Origin of the sequence: Hansschlegelia quercus (assembly GCF_004310425.1) — a bacterium.
Lineage (GTDB): Bacteria > Pseudomonadota > Alphaproteobacteria > Rhizobiales > Methylopilaceae > Methylopila > Methylopila quercus.
Genome location: NZ_SIUB01000010.1, coordinates 1 through 20525 on the forward strand (window position 1 = coordinate 1; position 20525 = coordinate 20525).

Below are 20525 nucleotides of genomic sequence, written 5' to 3' on the forward strand. Positions count from 1 at the left end.
GGCGGCGCCGAGGACAAGATCGCGGCGATGGAGGCCGCGGGCGTCCGCGTGTCGCCCAGCCCCGCAAGGCTCGGCAAGACGCTGGTCGAGCTGCTCAAGAGCTAAGGCCGCTTGAAGGATCGCGAAAGGTTTTGTGAACGGGCGACACGGGGATTTCGCAATTGAGGCGTTCTATCCCCCGGCATCGGGTCTATATTGCGATGCGATAGACGCTGCGGCTTAAACCTCAAGGCTCTCATCCGATGTCCCGCCAGCCGGCGAACGACGCTTTCTCCCGCACCTCGTTCCTCTGGGGCGGCAACGCCGCCTACGTCGAGGACCTCCAGGCCCGCTACCAGGACGATCCGTCGTCAGTCGACGCCGAATGGCGCGCCTTCTTCGAGGATCTCGGAGACGAGCCGGCCTCGGTGGAGCGCACGGCCGAAGGCCCCTCTTGGGAACGACCGAACTGGCCGATCCCCGCGAATGGCGAGCTGGTCTCGGCGCTCGATGGCAATTGGGGCGCGATCGAGATCGCGATCGGCGACAAGCTGAAGGCGCGCGGCGCCGAGAAGGGCGCGCCGCTCACCGAAGAGCAGATCAAGGCCGCGACGCGCGACTCCACGCGCGCGCTCATGATGATCAGGGCCTACCGGATCCGCGGCCATCTCGCCGCCGACCTCGACCCGCTGAAGCTGGACCATCGCGCCGAGCGCGAGGAGCTCGCCCCGGAATCCTACGGCTTCTCCGACGCCGACCTCGACCGCAAGATATTCATCGACCACGTGCTCGGCCTCGAATTCGCGACCGTGCGCGAGATGCTGGCGATCCTGAAGCGGACCTACTGCTCGACGCTCGGCGTGGAGTTCATGCACATCTCCGATCCGGCCGAGAAGGCGTGGATCCAGGAGCGCATCGAGGGGCCGGACAAGGGCGTCGCCTTCACCCCCGAGGGCAAGAAGGCGATTCTCAACAAGCTGGTGGAAGCCGAGGGCTTCGAGAAATTTCTCGACGTCAAATACACCGGCACCAAGCGCTTCGGCCTCGACGGCGGCGAGTCGATCGTCCCGGCGCTGGAGCAGATCATCAAGCGCGGCGGCGCGCTGGGCGTGCGCGAGATCGTAGTCGGCATGGCCCATCGCGGCCGCCTGAACATTCTGGCCCAGGTGCTCGGAAAGCCGCACCGCGCGATCTTCCATGAGTTCAAGGGCGGGTCTTGGACGCCGGACGAGGTCGAAGGCTCGGGCGACGTCAAGTATCACCTTGGCGCATCGTCGGATCGCGAGTTCGACGGCAACAACGTCCATCTGTCGCTGACCGCGAACCCCTCGCATCTCGAGATCGTCGATCCCGTCGTGCTCGGCAAGGTGCGGGCGAAGCAGGACCAGCATCGTGACGTCGACCGCGTGCAGGTGCTGCCGCTGCTGATCCACGGCGACGCTGCATTCGCCGGCCAGGGCGTGATCGCGGAATGCTTCGGCCTGTCGGGCCTGCGCGGCCACAAGACCGGCGGCTCGCTGCACGTCATCATCAACAATCAGATCGGCTTCACGACGAGCCCGCGCAACGCGCGCTCCTCGCCCTACCCGTCCGACGTCGCCAAGATGATCGAGGCGCCGATCTTCCACGTGAACGGCGACGACCCGGAGGCGGTGACCTTCGCGGCCAAGATCGCGACCGAGTTCCGGCAGAAGTTCCACAAGCCGGTCGTGATCGACATCTTCTGCTATCGCCGCTTCGGCCACAATGAGGGCGACGAGCCGTCCTTCACGCAGCCGCGGATGTACAAGGTCATCCGCAAGCACCCGACCACGCTCGAGCTTTATTCCGGGCGGCTGGAGAAGGAAGGCGTCATCAAAGCTGGCGAGGCCGACGAGATGCGTCAGGCCTTCCGGTCGAAGCTCGAGGTCGAGTACGAGTCCGGGCAGTCTTACAAGCCGAACAAGGCCGACTGGCTGGACGGCCGATGGTCCGGCATCAAGGCGTCTAAGGACGTCGACGACGCGCGCCGCGGCAGGACCGGCGTGCCGGTCGACATCCTCAAGAACCTTGGCGCCAAGATCGGCTCGGCGCCCGAGGGCTTCGCGGTCCACCGCACTGTGCAGCGCCTGCTGGATAACCGCCGCAAGATGGTCGAGGACGGCGAAGGCGTCGACTGGGCGATGGCCGAGGCGCTGGCGCTGGGATCGCTGCTCGTGGAAGGCCGGCCGGTCCGCTTCGTCGGCCAGGACGTCGAGCGCGGCACGTTCAGCCAGCGCCATTCGGTGCTGACCGATCAGGAGACCGAAGCGCGCTTCACGCCGCTCTCCAACCTTGATCCCGAACAGGCGCGCTTCGAGATCATCAACTCGATGCTTTCCGAAGAAGCCGTGCTCGGCTTCGAATATGGCTACACGCTGGCCGAGCCGAACGCCCTGACACTGTGGGAAGCGCAGTTCGGCGACTTCGCCAATGGCGCTCAGGTAATCGTCGACCAGTTCCTGTCGTCCGGCGAGCGCAAATGGCTGCGCATGTCGGGCCTCGTGATGCTGCTGCCGCACGGCTACGAAGGTCAGGGGCCGGAGCATTCCTCCGCCCGCCTCGAGCGCTATCTGCAGATGTGCGCCGAGGACAACATGCAGGTCGCGAACTGCACGACGCCAGCGAACTACTTCCACATCCTGCGGCGCCAGCTCGTCCGCGATTTCCGCAAGCCGCTGATCCTGATGACGCCGAAGTCGCTGCTCCGCCACAAGCGGGCAGTCTCGCCGCTCTCCATGATGGAGGACGGCTCCTCGTTCCACCGCCTGCTATGGGACGACGCGCAGCTTCACCCGGGTTCGACGCTCCAGCTCAAGCCGGACGCCGAGATCCGCCGCGTCGTCCTGTGCTCAGGCAAGGTTTATTATGACCTGCTGGAGGAGCGCGAGAAGCGCGGCGCGGACGACGTTTACGTCCTGCGCGTCGAGCAGCTCTATCCGTTCCCGGTGAAGGCCGCCGTCAACGAGCTCTCGCGCTTCAAGGACGCGGAGATCGTCTGGTGCCAGGAAGAGCCCAGGAACATGGGCGCCTGGTTCTTCGTCGAAACCTACATCGAATGGGTGCTGAACCAGATCGGCGCGAAGAACCGCCGGCCTCGCTATGCCGGCCGCCCGGCCTCCGCAGCGACGGCGACAGGATTGATGTCGAAGCACCTCGCGCAGCTCCAGGCTTTCCTGAACGACGCGCTCGGTTGATCGCGTATCTGCGGCGATCAAGCGGAATTTCCTATGAGGGGGTCGGATTTTCCTCTCAGGCCGCCTATCCTGCATCCAGGCGGCGTTTTCCGGACACGAATGGGGAGGCTCTCTTAGGGGAGCGATCTGATGGGCACTGAGATCCGCGTTCCGACGCTCGGCGAATCCGTGACCGAGGCCACGATCGGCCGATGGTTCAAGAAGCCGGGGGAAGCCGTCTCCGCAGACGAGCCCATCGTCGAACTTGAGACCGACAAGGTGACGCTGGAGGTGCCGGCGCCCGCCGCTGGCGTCCTCGGCGAATATGAGGCGAAAGACGGCGAGACCGTCGGGGTCGGCGCCTTGCTCGGCTCGATCGAGGAAAGCGGCGGCGCTACGGCCGCCCCGAAGAAGCAACCGGAGGCGAAGGCCGCGGAGTCTGCAAAGGCCGAAGAGCCGAAGCCGATCAGAGACGACGCCAACGAAACCAAGCCGAAGACTGACGCGCCGAAAGCAAATGGCGCGGCCGACGATCAGGCGCCTTCCGTCCGCCGTCTAGCCGACGAGACTGGCATCAATCCGGCGAGCCTTCAGGGCACCGGCAAGGACGGCCGCGTCACCAAAGGCGACATGCTCGCCGCCGGCGAGAGCGGGGCGAGAGCACCGCAGAAGCCTGCGACCTCAGCGCCCGCGCCCGAGCCCGAGCCCGCCAAGATGCGCGCGCCTTCCGCGCCCGACGACGCCTCGCGCGAAGAGCGCGTGAAGATGACGAAACTGCGCCAGACGATCGCGCGGCGCCTCAAGGACGCGCAGAACACCGCGGCCATGCTCACGACCTTCAACGAGGTCGACATGACGGGGGTCATGGCGCTCCGCGCGAAGTACAAGGACGTGTTCGAGAAGAAGCACGGCGTGAAGCTCGGCTTCATGGGCTTCTTCGTGAAGGCGGTGATCCAGGCGCTAAAGGATCTTCCGGCGGTCAACGCCGAGATCGACGGGAGCGACCTCGTTTACAAGAACTACTATCATATCGGCATCGCCGTCGGGACCGATAAAGGCCTTGTCGTGCCGGTGGTGCGCGACGCCGGCGAGAAGGGTCTCGCAGGCATTGAGAAGACGATCACGGATTTCGGCAGGCGCGCACGCGACGGCAAGCTCGGGATCGACGAGATGCAGGGCGGCACGTTCACGATCACCAATGGCGGGATCTACGGCTCGCTTATGTCGACGCCGATCCTGAATGCGCCGCAGTCGGGCATTCTCGGCATGCACAAGATCCAGGAGAGGCCGATGGCCGTCGGCGAGAAAATCGAGATCCGCCCGATGATGTATCTCGCCCTCAGCTACGACCATCGCGTGGTGGACGGGAAAGAGGCCGTGACCTTCCTCGTGCGCGTCAAGGAAAGCCTCGAAGATCCGTCGCGACTTGTGATGGATCTCTGAGAGGTCGGGGCGGCCGTGAGGCCGCCCGCTCGTCTCAGCTCAGATGGGCGTTGAGAAACTTGTTCATCTCGAACATCGTGGCCTTCTTCTTCCCGAAGATCTTCTCGAGCTTGTCGTCCGCAAGGATTTCGCGGCCGTCATCGGGGTTCTGAAGCTTATGCTTCTTGATGTATTCCCAGGTCTTGCTGACCACTGCGCTGCGCGCGAGCGGCTTGTCGCCTACGATGGCCGCGAGTTCGGCGGACGGCTTCACCTCGACGCTCAGCGCGTTGGGCTTCTTCGCTCCGGTAGACTTCTTCGGGGCGGCCGGCTTCTTGGCCGCCGCGGGCTTCTTTTCCGTGGTCTTCGTCGCCGCCATTTCGTTGCATCCTTCCTAGGAGAGCTTGCGAGGGTACGCGAAACGACGTTCCCCGTGCAACAAACTCCATCGGCCTGCCGACGTTCCACACGGCGACGCACCGTTTAGTTCGAAACTTGAAGATATCCGAGCGGAAGAGACAGATGGCCTACGACCTCATCGTCATCGGAACCGGCCCCGGCGGCTATGTCTGCGCGATCCGCGCGGCGCAGCTCGGCCTCAAGGTGGCGGTGGTCGAGAAGCGGCCGACCTTCGGCGGCACCTGCCTCAACGTCGGCTGTATCCCCTCGAAGGCCCTGCTCCACGCCTCCGAGCTCTATGAGGAAGCCGGCCACAAGTTCGAAAAGCTCGGCATCGGCGTCGGCGAACTGACGCTCGACCTCGCGAAGATGATGGCCTTCAAGGATGAGGGCGTAGAGGGCAACACGAAAGGCGTCGCCTTCCTGTTCAAGAAGAACAAGGTCGAGACTTTCACCGGCGTCGGCAAGATCCTCGGCGCCGGCAAGGTCGAGGTCGCGCTCGACCGCGGCGAAACTACGACGCTTGAGACCAAATCGATCGTCATCGCGACAGGCTCGGACATAGCGCGGCTCAAGGGTATCGAGATCGACGAGGAGACCATCGTGTCCTCAACCGGCGCGCTCACGCTGAAGTCCGTGCCGAAGAAGCTGGTGGTCGTCGGCGGCGGCGTGATCGGGCTTGAGTTGGGTTCGGTCTGGCGGCGGCTCGGCGCGGAGGTGCTGGTCGTCGAGTTCCTCGACCGCATCCTTCCCGGCATGGACGTCGACACCACCAAGCAGTTCCAGCGCCTGCTCGAGAAGCAGGGCATTCAGTTCAAGCTCGGCTCCAAGGTCACGTCAGCGGAGAAGGCCGGCGATGGCCTGAAGGTTTCCGTCGAGCCCGCCAAGGGCGGGGAGGCTGAGACGGTCGAGGCCGACGTCGTGCTGGTCGCGATCGGCCGCGTTCCCTACACCGCGGGCCTCGGCCTCGAAGAAGCCGGCGTGGCGCTCGACGAGCGCGGGCGGGTGAAGACCAACGGCCACTTCAAGACCAATGTCGACGGGATCTACGCCATCGGCGACGTCATCGCCGGTCCGATGCTCGCCCATAAGGCCGAGGATGAGGGCGTCGCGATCGCCGAGATCCTTGCGGGCAAGTCCGGCCACGTGAATTCCGGCGTCATCCCGAACGTGGTCTACACCTATCCCGAGGTCGCCTCAGTGGGGAAGACCGAGGAGGAGCTGAAGGCCGACGGCGCAGACTACAAAGCCGGCAAGTTCCCGTTCACGGCCAATGGCCGCGCCAAGGCGAACGCCACGACGGAAGGCTTCGTGAAGATCCTGGCTGACGCCAAGACCGACAAGGTCTTAGGCGTTCATATCGTCGGCCCCCGCGCCGGCGACCTGATCGCGGAGGCCGCCCTCGGGATGGAGTTTTCGGCCTCGTCCGAAGACATCGCCCGCACCTGTCACGCCCATCCGACGCTCGCCGAAGCCGTCAAGGAAGCCGCGCTCGCGGTGGACAGCCGCGCGATCCATATGTGAGGCGGAGGATGTGCGCGCTTTGAGACGCCCGCTGATGCGGGCTCCTCAGCATGAGGATCGTGGAGAACCTCTAACCTCCTCATGCTGAGGAGGCGCGAAGGGCCGCCTCGAAGCGCACGCAAGGGCGGCCGGGATAAAACGTCATCCCGGCTATACGCCGGGATGACGAGCTTGTTCGCGCGCCTCAGGCCGCTTCCGAAAACATCTCGGCGGTCAGCCTGCCCCGGTGCTCCAACTCGGCCGGGCCGGTCATCAGGATGTGGTCGTCACCCTCGCGCCAGACGATCCTCAGCGGCCCGCCCGGCAGCGTCACGGTGACGTCGCGTCCCGTGCGGCGGGTGCGGGCGGCGGAGACGGCGGCGGCGCAGGCGGCGGTGCCGCAGGCGAGCGTCAGCCCTGCGCCGCGCTCCCAGACCTTGAGCGTGATCGCCTCGGGCGACGTCACCTTGGCGAGCGAGATGTTGGCGCGCTCGGGAAAGATCGGGTGGTTCTCAAGCATCGGGCCGGCGCGGGCGAGATCGACCACGTCGAGATCGTCCACCCAGAAGATCGCGTGCGGATTGCCGACATTGGCGACAGAGGGCGAGTGGATCAGCGGGGCGTCGATCGGCCCGATCTGAAGCTCGATCGTGCGGGTGTCGGCAAACTCTTCCTCGAGCGGGATCTCCGCCCAGCCGAAGCGCGGCGCGCCCATATCGACGGTGACCTCGCCGAGCGCGCCCCCCGCGGAGCAGACCAGCAGGCCGGCCTTGGTCTCCAGTGTCAGCGCGTCGATTCCGGCTTCCCGCATCAGCAGATCCGCCACGCAGCGCGTGCCGTTGCCGCAGGCCGAGACCTCCGACCCGTCGGCGTTCAGGATGCGCATGAAGCCGGCCGTCCCGGGCGTCAGCGGATCGTGCAGCGCCATCAGCTGGTCGAAGCGGGTGTCCGGCCGGGCGCTCAGCGCGCGCGCCTCGCCCGCCGTCACGCGGGCGGACGTTCCCCGCAGGTCGACCACCAGGATCTCGTTGCCGAGCCCGTTCATCTTGGCGTAGGGGCGGTCGATCAGGGCGCTCATGTCGGGCGGTCCGGTTTATGCCGCCCCTATATGCCTCTTAACCCGCCGTTTCGCGAGGCCTCAGGCCGCGCGGCGGCCGATCGCTTCGCCAAGCGCCCGCGCCACGCGGCGGGTCTCGCGGTCGACGGTCTCCGAGCGCCGCTCGCGCGGGCGCGGGACGTCGATCGAGATGCGCTCGGCGATCCGGCCGGGATGGGCCGCCATCACCACCACCTCGTCGGCGAGATAGACGGCCTCGTCGACGTCATGGGTGACGAGCACCAAGGTCGGACGAAGCTCAGCCCAGAGCTCCAGCAGATGGTCCTGCAGATCGGCCCGGGTGATGGCGTCCAGCGCGGAGAACGGCTCATCGAGCAGCAGCACCTTCGGGCGCACCACCAGCGCTCGGGCGAGCGCGGCGCGCTGCGCCTGTCCGCCGGAGAGCTGGCGCGGCCAGGCGTTCGCCTTCGCGGCGAGGCCCACCCGCTCCAGCGCCTGCGCCACGAGCGCCTTCCTCTCGGCCTCAGAGCTGTCCTCGAGCCCGAAGCCGACATTGCCGGCGACCGTGAGCCATGGCAGCAGGCGCGGCTCTTGGAACACAAGCCCGATTTCCTCGCGCGGCGCCGTCACCGGGCTTCCGTCGAGCGCGATCGCCCCGGCGCTGGCGGACTCGAGGCCGGCGATCAGCCGCAGCAGCGTGCTCTTCCCGCAGCCAGAGCCGCCGACGATTGCGAGAATCCGTCCGGGCTCGACGTCGAGCGACAGATGCGACAGCGCCTGCGCGCCGTCGAAGGCCTTGGAGACGTCCCTGACGGAGAGCGCCATGGCTCAATCCTCCTCGCGCACGACGTCCTGCCAGCGCAGCCATGGCGCGGAAGCCGCGACTAGCAAAGCGTCGCTGAGCTTGCCGAGCAGCGCGAAGATCAGGATCGTCGCGACGATCTGATCGGGCTTGCCAAGCTGCTGGCCGTCGACCAGCAGATAGCCGAGCCCTTCGGACGCGCCCATGAATTCGGCGGCGACCACGAACATCCAGCCGAGGCCGAGGCCGGCTCGCAGCGCCAGCACATAGGCCGGCAGGATCGCGGGCAACAGAATGCGCCGGGCGAGCGCGACGCGGCCGAGCCGGAAGATGCGGCCGACCTCGACGGTCTTGCGGTCGACGGATGCGATCGCGCCCAAAACGCCGAGATAGACCGGGAAGAACACGCCGACCGAGATCAGCGCGACCTTCGACGTCTCGAAGATGCCGAGCCACAGGATGAACAGCGGCACCCAGGCGATCGACGGCACGGCGCGCAGGCCCTGCAAGGTCGGGTCGACCACCCGCCGGGTCAGCGCGGAAGACCCCGCGATCGCGCCGAGAGCCGTGCCCGAGGCGACGCCGATCGCGAATCCGACCGCGACGCGCCACACCGTCGCCCAGAGGTGGAGCGCGAGATCGCCGGTCGTCCAAAGCGCGCCCAGCGTCGCAAAGATGCGGCTCGGCGGGGCCATCAGCCGGCCGTCCGACAGGCCGAGGCGCACGGCGGCCTCCCATAAGAGCGCGAGGCCGACCGGCAGCGCGAGGCCGAGCGCCCAGCCCGCAATAAAACGGGAACGACGCCTTACGGCGTCGCCCTTCGCGTGCGTCAGCCCGGAGAGGCTGAAGTCCGTCATTTCGCGGCGGCCGTCGTTTCCGCGACCTTGGCGTCGAAGCTGCGGTCGATGAGGGCGGCGGTGAAGCCCTTCACATCCGTCTCGGCGGGAATGACGCCGGCCTTGGCGAGCGCCTCGCCGGCCGCGACCACGGCGGAGGCCTCCTCTTCGCCGATCGGGCTATAGCTCAGCTTGGTCCGTTCCAGCTGCCGGGCGACGACGTCCTCAGGCAGCTTGGCGGCCTTGGCGAGCAGCGCTTTCAGCTCGGCGGGGTTCTCGATCGCCCATTTGCGGGCTTCGGCATAGGCCGTCAGCACCGTGTCGACGAGCGCCGGGTTCTCCTTGGCGAAGCTTCGCGCACGTTCAACGCGCCCCAGCTGTTGAGCGATGGGTCGCGGTAAAACAGCTTCGCGCCGTCCTGCAGCTCGGCGGAGGCCATCATCGGGTCGAGGCCGGCCCAGGCGTCGACGTCGCCGCGCTGGAGCGCGAGGCGGCCGTCGGCGTGCTGCAGCAGGACGAGCTTCACGTCCTTGTCGCTCAAGCCCTCGCGGGCGAGCGCGCGGACGAGGAAGATGTGCGGATCGGTGCCGCGGGTGACCGCGACGCGCTTGCCCTTGAGGTCGGCCAGCGACTTGATCGGGCTTTCGGCCCCGGCGACGAGCGCCGTCCATTCCGCCTTCGAATAGATCGAGACCGACTTGATCGGGTTGCCGTTGACGCGTGCGATCAAAGCGGCGGCGGAGGCGGAGGAGCCGAAGTCTAGCGAGCCGGCGTTGAGGAACTCAAGCGCCTTGTTGGAGCCGAGCGACTGAACCCAGACGACCGAGATACCCTCGGGCTTCAAGGCCTTCTCAAGGAAGCCTTTCTCCTTAAGCGCGATGCTCACCGGGCTGTAAGTCGCCCAGTCCAGGCGGACTTCCGATGGCGCGGCGCTCGCGATCCCGGGAGCGAGAAGCATTGCGACGGCGGCGAAGGACAGCAGGCTGCGCCGGGACAGGAAGGCCATGACGAAGAGTCTCCGAAGAGCGCCCGACCCGGACGCATCTTTAAAGACACTCAGTCTATAAATTAAGTCAACTAGACTCTGCTGCTAGGTGCCTACGCAAGCCGGGAGGCTGTCGTAGCGCCGGCCGACATAGATCAGCGCGTCGCGCGGGGCGCCGCCGCCGATATGCAAGACCTCGCAGAAGAGCACCGCATGGGTGCCGACGTCGACGACGCTCGAGATGCGGCAATCAAATGACGCTAGCGCGCCTTCGAGCACCGGCGCGCCGGTGCAAGCCGTCGTCCAGTTTGCGGCCGCGAAGCGCTCCTCGGAAGGCGTCTTGCCGCCGAACATGTTGGAGAGCGCAGTATGCTCCGGCGCGAGCGTGTTGACGCACAGACCGCCATTGGCGCGGAACGCCTCGCCGACCGAGCTGTCGCGCTTCACGCAGACGAGCAGGGTCGGCGGGCTGTCGGTGACGCTGCAGACCGCCGTCGCCGTGAAGCCGGCGCGGCCCGCAGGCCCGTCGGTCGTCACGACATTTACGGCCGCCGCAACCGTCGCCATCGCGTCGCGGTACTGGTCCTTGGTTACGGCGCCGTATGCTTCCGCGCATTGCGTCATGGCTTTGTCCGTTCGGGTCCGGGCCGGTTTCGAGGCGCCTTGGCGTCTCAAAACTCCAAGAGGTTGTCGCGCAGCTTCTCGTGGGCATAGGAGGTGCGCACAAGGCCGCGCTTCTGCAGCGCGGGGACGAGCCCGTCCGCGATCTCCACGATGAACCGGCGGCTGACGCGCAGCACGGGCGTGGTGATCAGGAAGCCGTCGCCACCGACCTCCTCCATGATCTCGCCCATGCGATCCGCCACCGTGCCCGGCGTGCCGACCAGCTCCACGGAGGACACGAGCCCGCCGCCGCCATCGACCACGAGTTCGCGGAGCGTCTTGCCGCTGCCCCATTGCTGGAACTTGTCGAGCGTGCCGGACTCGCCGTTCGTCACGAGCTTTTCGGGAATCGGCTTGTCGACGTCGAACTGGGCGAAGTCGATCTCGGTGATGGCCGAGAGCGAAGCCAGCGTATCCACGATGAAGTGCTCGGAGCTCAGCATGCGCTCATACTTGGCGCGGGCCTCCTCGTCGGTCTCGCCGACAACCGGCGTGACGCAGAACATCACCTTGATCGTATCGGGATCGCGGCCGAGCTTTACGGCGCGTTCGCGGATGTCGTCGCGGAACTTCTTCATCTCCGCGACGCCGCTTGCGACCGAGATGATCGAATCCGCATGGGTCGCCGCGAAGTCGCGGCCCTTCGGCGAGGCGCCGGCTTGCACGTAAAGCGGCCGCCGCTGCGGCGAGGGCACCGTGTTGAGCGGCCCGCGGACCTTGTAGTATTTGCCCTCGTAGTCGATCGGATGGACCTTGGTCTCGTCGGCGTAGATGCCGGCGTCGCGATCGAGCACGACGGCGTCCGGTTCCCAGCTGTCGAACAGCTTGCCCATCACCTCCATGTATTCGTCCGCCATCTCGTAGCGCTGGTCGCGCGGCGGCAGCCGGTCCATGCCGAAATTCTTCGCCATCAGGTCTTCGGCGGAGGTCACGATGTTCCAGCCGAACCGGCCCTTGGTCAGGCTGTCGATCGTGGACGACAAGCGCGCCAGCATGAAGGGCGGATAGGCCATGGTCGACATGGTGGCGATGATCCCGAGCCGCGACGTCGCCATGCCCATGGCGACCGCGAGCGGCGCGGGGTCGTGCTTCGGCACCATCATGCCGTGGTTGAGCGAGGCCTTGGACGAGCCGCCATAGGTCTGCGGGACCATCAGCTTGTCTTCGATCATGATGTAGTCGAAGCAGGCGCGCTCCAGCGTCTTCGCCATCTCGACATAGAACTGGCCGTCCCACGGGCTGCCGCCCTGGCCGAACGGCTCGCGCCATTCGTCGGGGGTGAAGTTCATGAACCAGGCGAGGTGAAAGCGCTTGTCGGCCATGTCTGTCAGTCCTTACGGGATGCGGCAGGCGTCGCCCGCTCGGCAGGGATCGCCTGCTCGGCAAGCGTCTTTTCGGCGGCGGCGCGCAGGCGCGCGGCTTCGAATTTCATGCTGTCGCGCACGATGCGCGGCTTGGCGCAGAAGTCGGATGTGATGCGGGCGCCGAAGCGCTCGGGCGCCTGCAGGTCCTTGCGGGGCCGGTCCACGGCGACGACGCGCGTGCCGAGATGGAAGGCCTCCATCAGATCGTGCGTGACCATCACGATCGTCATCGCCCGCTCCTCCCAGAGTTCGCGCACCAACACGTGCATCGAGCGCCGGGAGCCCGGATCGAGAGCGCCGAACGGCTCGTCGAGCAGCAGCACCTTCGGCTTGTTGATCAGCGCCTGGGCGATCGCGAGACGCTGCTGCATGCCGCCGGAAAGCTGCGCCGGATATTTGTCCGCATGTTCGGCGAGGCCGACGCGCTCGAGCAGCGCCATCGCATCGTCCCTGAGGCTTTTGCGCTTCACCCCGAACAACCGGCCCAGCAGCGGCGAGCCTGCCCATTGCGGGCCCATCATGACGTTGCCCAGCACCGTCTTGTGCGGAAACACCGAGTAGCGCTGGAACACGACGCCGCGATCGGCGGTCGGCTCGGCCGCGATCGGCTGGCCGTCGAGCAGAATGCGTCCGCGCGTCGGACGCTCCTGGGCAAGCAGCATGCGCAGCAGCGTGGTCTTGCCGACGCCGCTCGGCCCGATGACGACCAGGAACTCATGGTCGGCGAGAGAGAAGTCGACGTCTTCCAGGACGATGTGGGCGCCATATTCCTTCCAGACGTGCTCGAAGCGGATCTCGGTCATGCCTTCAAGCCTCCTTCAACCCGTTCCAGGGGAAGGCGTAGGCGGAGAGCTTGCGCAGGCCGTAGTCGAGCAGGAAGGCGAGCAGCGTGATCCAGACGACGTAAGGCAGGATCACGTCCATCGCGAGATAGCGGCGGACGAGGAAGATCCGGTAGCCGAGGCCGCCTTCCGCCGTTATCGCCTCCGCGGCGATGACGAACAGCCAAGCCGCGCCGAGCGACAGCCGCACGGTGTCGATCAGGCGGGGCAGCACCTGCGGCAGCACGACGTCGAGGATCATCTGCCAAGTCGAGGCGCCCAGCGTCTGCGCCTTGATGATCTGCTCCCGCGGGATGGCGGAGACCGACAGCACCATGTCGCGCACCATCACCGGCGCGACGCCGAAGATGATCAGAATGATCTTGGACGCTTCGCCGAGGCCGAAGGCGATGAACAGGATCGGCAGCACCGCGAGCGGCGGGATGAGCGACAGCGCGGCGACGATCGGATCGAAGGTCGCGCGCAGATAGGGGATGAAGCCGATCAGCACGCCGAGGACGAGGCCTATCGCGGCCGAGATGCCGAGCCCCGCGCCGAGACGCGCGAGGCTGAGCCAGGTGTCGTACCAGAACAGCGGCTGGCCCGCGGTCGGATCGACCCGCCCGATCAGCCGCGCCATCGCCGCATAGAACGACGAGATCGCGGGCATGATCTTGTCGCCGGGATTGGCGGCGAGCCGCGCGTCCGAGGCGATGAGATAGGCCGCGATCGCGATCGCGATCGGAAGCGCGCCCAGCGCGATCCGCGCGGTCGTGCTCGGGTGATAGTTGACGATGCGCCGCATCGGCTTCCGCCCCCGCCGGCCCGTCAGAGCTTCCCGTCGGCCGCGAGCTTGGTGAAAGTCGGGTCGATGCGAATGCGGATGTTCTTCTCCGATCCGAGCACCGATCCATCGCTCATCTGGATGCCGATCGCGTCGACGCTGTCGGCGCCCTGGCCATAAAGCCCCTGCTCGAAGCAGAAGGTGCGGACGTAGTTCCAGATCTCCTTGGTCTTCGCGGCGGTCAGGAAGGCGTGCGCCTCGACCGGCGAGAGGAAGAAGTGCGTGGTGTCCATCTGCGTCTTAAGGCCCGCCTCGTCGGTGTTGAGGGCGGCCGCCATCACGGACTTCACCTCATCGGCCTTGGCCCCGCCTTCCTTGAGGTGGCCGAGGGCCTCGTACCAAGCGCCGGTGAAGGCCTTGCCGAAGTCGGGATTGTCCTTGAGCGTCTCGGTCTTGGCGACGAAAACGTCCATGATCTCGCCGGGGATCTGCGAGCTGTCGAAGATGATCTTCGAGCCCTGAGCGCCCTTCAACATGTCGGGGATCATCGGCTTCCACGAGACCGCGTGCTCCATCTGCGGCTGGCTGATGAAGGCGGCGGAGATCTCGGCGTCGGAGATATTGGTGGTCTTGACCGCGCCGACGCCCTTCATGCCGTTGATGATAAGCGCGCGGTTCAACAGGTAGTGCGAGACGCTGTACTGCAGCAGGAAGATGTCCTTGCCCTCGAGCTCCTTCACCGACTTGGCGGTCTTCGAAACGATGGCGTCGTTTCCGTTGGAGTAATCGCCGATCAGGAAGAGCGACGTGTCCACGCCGCCAGCGGCGGGCATCACCAGCTGGTCCATGTTCGCCATGGCGAAGGCGTCGAGGTCGCCGGCGATGAACTGGTTGATCCCCGCGACATAGTCGTTGATCTGAACGATCTCGACCTCAATGCCGTATTTGTCCGCCCAGCGCTTCATCGTGCCGGAGCTCTTCAGCCACTCCAGCGGCTCGAAGCCGACATAGACGGAATAGCCGATCTTGAAGGTCTTCTTCGCGGCGGCCTCGGCCGGTAGGGACAGCGCGGCGAAGGCGCCGATGCCGATCGCGAGGCCGAGGGCGAGAAAGCGCAGGAAACGACGCATCGCAGGCTCCTGGAACGGCGCGCCGGGGTCGACGGCGCTATTAAACGCGTGTTTAATATGAACGAAGGCGCAGTCATTGTGCAGCGCAAAATTTGGGCGCCGAAAATGGCTCGACAGTCTGGAATCAGAAGGGCGGCGCCTCAGTCGAATGCGCGGCCTGCGCACGCCGCGCGCAGCCTGGATGCGTCGACGAAAGGGGTCGCGCGCCGCCGGCTCGCGCCGGCCGAGCGCACCGAACTGATCCTCGACGGCGCGCTCAAGCTGTTCGCTGAACGGCACTACAGCACGGTCACCGTGCGCGATCTCGGGCTCGCCTGCGGCGTAAACCCGGCGCTCATCTATTATTACTTCGAGAGCAAGGAGCACCTGTTCGCCCAGGCGCTCGGCCACGCCATCGGCCAGCTCAACGCGGGCTATGCGGAGGCGAGCTCCGGCGGAGACGCCCGATCCCAGATCATGGCGTGGCTCGACATGCACGCCTCGATCGCGCCGACGCTGGTGCGCATGACGAAGCTCATGAGCGACTACGCCCCTAGCCGCCGGAGCGAGGATGCCGCCGCGGCGCTGATCGCGCAGTTCTACGCCCGCGAGCAGGCCCTCTTGGAGGACTGCATCGGACGCGGGATCGCCGCCGGCCAGTTCCGCGCGGTGGACGTCACCAAGACGGCGCGAGCGATCAGCCTCCATCTCGACGGCATCTTCTTTGCGTCCACGGCGCGCGGCGACGACCGCATCGCGGCCGACATCGAGGATTTGCGCGGGCTGGTCGCGGAGCTCCTCGACAAGTCCGTCGCCTAAGCCTGCCGAAAGCCATTTCGACGAGATCGCCGATGACGTCCTGGAAGACCGCCTACCGCTCGCTCTATTACGAAGGCGCCCCGGAGCCGCCGGACCCGATCCTCGTGAAGGGAAAAACGGCGCTGCTCGTGATCGACGTGCAGAACACCTATTTCGAGCGGCCGGATCGAGCGTCCCTATCGGGCGCCGAACGCGCCCGCTACGACGCCTGGACGCCGTTCCACGAACGCATGGCGGGTACGGTGATGCCCACCATCCAGCGGCTGCTGCAGCGCTTCCGTGACGGCGGCCTCGAGGTGATCTACGCCCGCATCGCCTGCCAGACGGGCGACGGCCGCGATCGCTCGCTTAGCCAGAAAAAGCCAGGCTGGAACGACCTGCTGCTTCCCAAGGACGAGCACGCTTCGCAGATCCCAGCCTCGATCGCGCCGAAGCCTGACGAGATCGTGGTCATCAAGACCACCGACAGCGCGCTGACCGGCACCAACCTCAGGCTGACGCTGACCAATATCGGGATCAGCCACGTGATCTGCTGCGGCGTGTTCACCGATCAATGCGTCGCGTCGACCGTCCGCAGCCTCGCCGACGAGAGCTTCGACGTGATCGTGGTGGAGGACGCCTGTGCAGCGGGCGACCACGCGCTTCACCTGAAGGAGCTCGAGATCATGAACATGATCTACTGCCACGTGATGAGCGCGGACGAGCTGATCGGCTATTTGCCTTAAAGGCCGACGCCGCTTGTCATCCCGGCCGAGCTCCAGCGAGAGCCGGGATCGTCACCGGGATGGAGCTCGATACAGCGCACGATCCCGGATCGGCCTTTCAGCCGTCCGGAATGACGGCTGAAACCTACGCCGCCGCGGCTTCCTCGTTAGGATCCTCTCCGAAGGCGGCGTTGACCCGGTCGGCTCGCTCAAGGAAGGCGTGGGCGTCCTCCTTGCGCTCGAACACGTGGGGGGCGAGGCCGCGCTTCTTGAGCGCCTCCTGCATCTTGAGGCGCAGAAAGGCGTTCGTCGCGTAGCGCGACGTCGTCTGGTAATAGTGCTCCATCAGATATTCGATCATCTCGGCGTAGTCGTCGTAGAGAGCTTCCGAGATGCGGAAGCCGTCGTGATTGACGACCGAGTTGACGCGCTTGCCGGCCTTTACGCAGGCGTCGACCAGCACCTTGCGCAGATCGTCGATGTCGCTCTTCTGGCGCGCATTCCAGCCCTCGAGGTTGAGGAACAGGATGTTGCGCTCCTCGTCATAGGAGACGCGCTCGGAGAGATTGAGGTTGAGCAGATCGGACAGCAGGTCCATCGGCTCGTCGCGGAAGATGCGCGCGTCCATCAGGACCGGCGCCTTCACGATCGGCTTGAAGTCCATATGGGCGAGGATGTCGCGCTCGATGTCGATCCCCGGCGCGACCTCGATCAGCTCCAGTCCGTCCTCGGTCAGCTCGAACACGCAGCGCTCGGTGACGTAGATCACCGGTTGCCCGCGCTCGCAGGCGTAGGGGCCGGAGAACGTGTTCTGCTCGACCTGTTTCAGGAATTTGTGGGAGCGGCCTTCCTGGATGATGTTCAACTTGCCGTCGGCGATCTCGATCTCGAGGCCGCCCACGGTGAAGGTGCCGGCGAACACGACGCAGCGGGCGTTCTGGCTGATGTTGATGAAGCCGCCGCAGCCGTTCAGCTTGCCGCCGAAGGACGAGGTGTTGACGTTGCCGGCCTCGTCGCACTCGGCCATGCCGAGGCAGGTCATGTCGAGGCCGCCGCCGTCGTAGAAGTCGAACATCTGGTTCTGGTCGATGACGCAGTCGGCGTTGGTCGCCGCCCCGAAGCTCGAGCCCGAGGCCAGCACGCCGCCGACCGCCCCGGCCTCGGTGGTCAGCGTGATGTAGGGCGTGACCTTCTCCTCGTTTGCGACCGAGGAGATGCCCTCCGGCGCGCCGACGCCCAGATTGACAACGCCGTTCGGCGGCAGCTCGAAGGCCGCGCGGCGGGCGATGACCTTGCGCGGATCGAGCTTCATCTTGGCGATGCCGGTGACCGGCACGCGGATCTGGCCCGCGAGCGCCGGATTGTGCATCACGCCGTAGTTCATGCGGTGCATCTCGGGCTCGGCGACCACGACGCAGTCGACCAGAATGCCGGGAACGCGAACGTCCTTCGGCAGCAGGAAGCCGTCATCGACGATGCGCTCGACCTGCGCCACGACGATGCCGCCATTGTTGCGGGCGGCCATCGCCTGGGCCAGCACGTCGAGGGTCAGCGCCTCCTTCTCCATCGAGATGTTACCCGAGGGGTCGGCCGAGGTGCCGCGGATGAAGGCGACGTCGATCTTGGTCGCCTTGTAGAACAGCCACTCCTCGCCATCGACCTCGACGACCTTGACGATCTCCTCCTGGGTGAGGTCGTTCACGCGGCCGCCGCCATGGCGCGGGTCGACATAGGTGTGCAGGCCGACCTTCGAGAACAGGCCGGGCTGACCGGCCGCGCAGGCGCGGTAGAGTTGAGAGATGACGCCCTGCGGCAGGTTGTAGCCGAGGATCTCGTTGCGCTTGGCGGCTTCCGCGACCTTCGGCATGCGGCCGAAATTGGCCGCGATGACGCGGTTGAGCAGCCCCTTGTGATGCAGGCGGCCCGTGCCGAGGCCCTTCGAGTCGCCCGCGCCCGCAGTCATCACCAGCGTGAGATTCTTCGGCGATCCGGTCTCGACGAAGCGGCTCTCCAGCGCAGCGTGCAGCGCCTCGGGGATGCAGCTCTGGACGAAGCCCGTCGTCGTGACCACGTCATCGTCACGGATCAGCGCGATCGCTTCGGCGGCGGTAATGACCTTGTTTTTCTTCATGGGCCCCGTCGATCCTCAACCTGACGTCGACAAGCCTTTCCGGCGCCCGGTTCGGCATGCCAAAGCGACGTCATCGCTCATGTATTTGATGCCCAACGGTAGTTGTTCATTTTCCATTACGCAATGCCGCCAATGTCGTAAGCCGAATTGAAGGCTTTCCATCTCGCACTTGCGAGATGACTTCAGAGAAAGCCGCGGAACGGCGTCAGCTAGACTTAAAGGTCTAGCGCTCAGAACCGCGTGGTGAACGCGGTGAGCCATTCAGGCGAGACTTGGACAAGCGCGGTCTCGACCGTCTTGTCGACGCCTGACGCCACGATAGCCCCGACGGTGATGAGCAGCACGCCGAGAACGATCTTAGCAGTCCGGCCCGCGCTCCCGAGTCGGGAGCGCCAACGCGTCGTAAGTTCGCGCGAGACCATGCCGAGCGCCAGCAGCGGGACCGCCGCGCCGAGCCCGAAGACCAGCATGGTGAGCGCGACGGCGCCGAGGTTTTCTCCGCGCGCGGCGAGCACGGACGCCGCCCCGAGCGTCGGCCCGACGCAGGGGCTCCACACCGCACCGAGCAGCAGCCCGACGACGAACTGACCTGAGAGACCCGTCCGCGACGCCCCGTCGAGCCGCTCCGCCGCCCAGTGTCCGGCTGGACCGGCCGCCAGTGCGAACCGCGCCTGCGCGGCCGGCAGCAGCACGACGGCGCCGACCACGATCATCATGACAGCCGCGACGGCGCGGAAAACGTCGCTGTCGAGGCCGATCGAGAAGCCGACGGTCGCCACGAACAGGCCGATGATGACGAAAGACAGCGCGAGGCCGCTCGCGAGCGCCAGTGGGCCGAGCCTGTGCTCGGAGGCCGCGGCCCCAAGCGCCAGCGGGACGATCGGCAGCACGCAGGGTGACAGGATCGAGACGAGGCCTGCGAGGAAGGCGAGGAGCAGGGTACCGGCCACGGCTTAAGGCCTTAGAGCGCGCGTTCGAGCAGATCCTCGATCCATTCAGGCTGCGGCTCGCCGACCGAGCGGCCGACCTCCTTGCCGCCCTTGTAGACGATCAGCGTGCTCTGGAGCTGCGCGCCGACCTTCCGCAGCGCGGGCTTATTCGTATCGAAGTCGATGTCGAAGGCCTGCATCTTTGCGAACCGAGGGTCAGCCAACAACTTCTCAAGAACCGGATGCTGCGCCTTGCAGATCGGGCACCACGGCGCCGCGACATGGACGAGCACGGGCCCGCCGGAGGCGACCGCCGCGTCGAAGGCTTCCGCCGAGAAGGGAGCAGCGAAGGCGGGCGCCGCGCAGCACAGGATGGCCCCGGCGCAGGCGCCCGGCAGGAGGGGATTGCGGATCATATCGGCTGTCCTTCAGCGCTCGGCTGCGGGCGCTGTCGTCGCGCGCCAATCCGCGTCGATCCCGACGGGCACGGTCGGACGGTCGGATTCCTGCCAGCCATTGATGCCGGCCGGGAACCAGTGGACGTTGGTGAAGCCCCAACCGACGAGCCGCTTGCCGAGGTTCCAGCTCCCCCAGCAGTCCGGCTTGCAATAGGTGACGACCGGCTTCGAAAGATCACCGCCAGAGAGCGCCGTAGCGCGGTCCTTCAGCCTCTTTTCCTGCTCAGGCCGAAGGACGCCTTCGCCGGCGCCAGGCATCCAGACCGAGCCCGGGATCGCCCGATGCTGAGGCAGCCAGATCGCGGTCTTCGGCAACGTATCGGGTCGACGGTCGGCGGGGCCGACGTCGAGAAGAACCGCGCCCTTCTCGGCGAGATCTGCGACGGCCGCAGTCTCGACCACCTGTGCGCCTTTCAGCGTCGAAGGCGTGTAGCCCGCAAGTGCGCCGGTCCACAGACCATCGGGCTCGGGCGCCGAACCCGGGCCGCCGGCGAGCGCTGCCGCCGGCAGGAGCGCCAAGACAAGCGCCGCCTTAAGGAAATCACGCGTCATGTCCCTGTCTCCCG

Annotated in this window: 18 protein-coding genes and 2 pseudogenes; 6 read left to right on the forward strand and 14 right to left on the reverse strand. The window is 66.3% G+C overall.

Translation table 11 applies throughout. The features are described from left to right. The 3 genes and pseudogenes from EYR15_RS15520 to odhB form a co-directional block, all read left to right on the forward strand. Positions 1-105: pseudogene (locus tag EYR15_RS15520) on the forward strand (succinate--CoA ligase subunit alpha); the annotation flags it as partial. 137 nt (positions 106-242) lie between these two features. Beyond that, the gene (locus EYR15_RS15525; RefSeq protein WP_131004488.1) at positions 243-3194 is read left to right on the forward strand and encodes a 2-oxoglutarate dehydrogenase E1 component; all 2952 of its coding nucleotides are present in this window, start codon (positions 243-245) and stop codon (positions 3192-3194) included. Between the two features lie 129 nt (positions 3195-3323). Further along, complete coding sequence (gene odhB / locus EYR15_RS15530) at positions 3324-4616, forward strand: 2-oxoglutarate dehydrogenase complex dihydrolipoyllysine-residue succinyltransferase (RefSeq protein ID WP_131004489.1); 1293 nt, start codon at positions 3324-3326, stop codon at positions 4614-4616. Between the two features lie 34 nt (positions 4617-4650). Here the strand turns inward: odhB and EYR15_RS15535 are convergent, their stop codons facing one another. Continuing rightward, entirely contained in the window at positions 4651-4974 is a 324-nt protein-coding gene (locus EYR15_RS15535; protein WP_131004490.1) for an SWIB/MDM2 domain-containing protein, read from the reverse strand. Between the two features lie 143 nt (positions 4975-5117). Between EYR15_RS15535 and lpdA the strand changes: the two genes are divergently transcribed. Beyond that, positions 5118-6518 carry a dihydrolipoyl dehydrogenase gene (gene lpdA, locus EYR15_RS15540; protein ID WP_131004491.1) on the forward strand — a complete coding sequence of 467 codons (1401 nt, stop codon included), beginning with the start codon at positions 5118-5120 and terminating at the stop codon, positions 6516-6518. 184 nt (positions 6519-6702) lie between these two features. Here lpdA and dapF read toward each other — a convergent pair whose 3' ends face one another. The 9 genes and pseudogenes from dapF to EYR15_RS15585 all read right to left on the reverse strand — a co-directional run bounded on the left by dapF (position 6703) and on the right by EYR15_RS15585 (position 14939). Continuing rightward, the gene (gene dapF, locus EYR15_RS15545) at positions 6703-7575 is read right to left on the reverse strand and encodes a diaminopimelate epimerase (protein WP_131004492.1); all 873 of its coding nucleotides are present in this window, start codon (positions 7573-7575) and stop codon (positions 6703-6705) included. 60 nt (positions 7576-7635) lie between these two features. Further along, positions 7636-8379, reverse strand: a complete 744-nt coding sequence (locus EYR15_RS15550; RefSeq protein WP_131004493.1) for an ABC transporter ATP-binding protein — start codon at positions 8377-8379, stop codon at positions 7636-7638. A gap of 3 nt (positions 8380-8382) precedes the next feature. After that, complete coding sequence (locus EYR15_RS15555; protein WP_131004494.1) at positions 8383-9213, reverse strand: ABC transporter permease; 831 nt, start codon at positions 9211-9213, stop codon at positions 8383-8385. After that, positions 9210-10198 (reverse strand): annotated as a pseudogene (locus EYR15_RS15560) (aliphatic sulfonate ABC transporter substrate-binding protein). The gene EYR15_RS15555 and the pseudogene EYR15_RS15560 overlap by 4 nt, the downstream one beginning before the upstream one ends. A gap of 84 nt (positions 10199-10282) precedes the next feature. Beyond that, entirely contained in the window at positions 10283-10801 is a 519-nt protein-coding gene (locus EYR15_RS15565; protein WP_131004495.1) for a flavin reductase, read from the reverse strand. A gap of 47 nt (positions 10802-10848) precedes the next feature. Continuing rightward, the gene (locus EYR15_RS15570; RefSeq protein ID WP_131004496.1) at positions 10849-12162 is read right to left on the reverse strand and encodes an NtaA/DmoA family FMN-dependent monooxygenase; all 1314 of its coding nucleotides are present in this window, start codon (positions 12160-12162) and stop codon (positions 10849-10851) included. Between the two features lie 5 nt (positions 12163-12167). After that, positions 12168-13007, reverse strand: a complete 840-nt coding sequence (locus tag EYR15_RS15575) for an ABC transporter ATP-binding protein (RefSeq protein WP_131004497.1) — start codon at positions 13005-13007, stop codon at positions 12168-12170. A gap of 4 nt (positions 13008-13011) precedes the next feature. Continuing rightward, positions 13012-13830, reverse strand: coding sequence for an ABC transporter permease (locus EYR15_RS15580; RefSeq protein WP_131004498.1), 819 nt, complete (start codon positions 13828-13830; stop codon positions 13012-13014). A 23-nt stretch (positions 13831-13853) separates the two neighbouring features. Further along, positions 13854-14939, reverse strand: coding sequence for a putative urea ABC transporter substrate-binding protein (locus EYR15_RS15585; protein WP_131004499.1), 1086 nt, complete (start codon positions 14937-14939; stop codon positions 13854-13856). Positions 14940-15044: 105 nt separating this feature from the next. Between EYR15_RS15585 and EYR15_RS15590 the strand changes: the two genes are divergently transcribed. Then, positions 15045-15737 (forward strand): TetR/AcrR family transcriptional regulator, encoded by a 693-nt coding sequence (locus EYR15_RS15590; RefSeq protein ID WP_131004500.1) that lies wholly within the window; start codon positions 15045-15047, stop codon positions 15735-15737. A gap of 32 nt (positions 15738-15769) precedes the next feature. Further along, on the forward strand, positions 15770-16462 hold the full coding sequence (locus EYR15_RS15595) for a cysteine hydrolase family protein (protein ID WP_131004501.1): 693 nt from the start codon (positions 15770-15772) through the stop codon (positions 16460-16462). Positions 16463-16586: 124 nt separating this feature from the next. Here the strand turns inward: EYR15_RS15595 and EYR15_RS15600 are convergent, their stop codons facing one another. The 4 genes from EYR15_RS15600 to EYR15_RS15615 all read right to left on the reverse strand — a co-directional run bounded on the left by EYR15_RS15600 (position 16587) and on the right by EYR15_RS15615 (position 20511). Then, positions 16587-18572, reverse strand: a complete 1986-nt coding sequence (locus EYR15_RS15600; RefSeq protein WP_131004502.1) for an acyl CoA:acetate/3-ketoacid CoA transferase — start codon at positions 18570-18572, stop codon at positions 16587-16589. Positions 18573-18802: 230 nt separating this feature from the next. Then, positions 18803-19522, reverse strand: coding sequence for a cytochrome c biogenesis CcdA family protein (locus tag EYR15_RS15605; protein ID WP_131004503.1), 720 nt, complete (start codon positions 19520-19522; stop codon positions 18803-18805). Between the two features lie 11 nt (positions 19523-19533). Next, positions 19534-19917 carry a thioredoxin family protein gene (locus EYR15_RS15610; protein ID WP_131004504.1) on the reverse strand — a complete coding sequence of 128 codons (384 nt, stop codon included), beginning with the start codon at positions 19915-19917 and terminating at the stop codon, positions 19534-19536. A gap of 12 nt (positions 19918-19929) precedes the next feature. Next, positions 19930-20511, reverse strand: a complete 582-nt coding sequence (locus EYR15_RS15615; protein WP_131004505.1) for a rhodanese-like domain-containing protein — start codon at positions 20509-20511, stop codon at positions 19930-19932. Between the last annotated feature and the right edge of the window lie 14 nt (positions 20512-20525).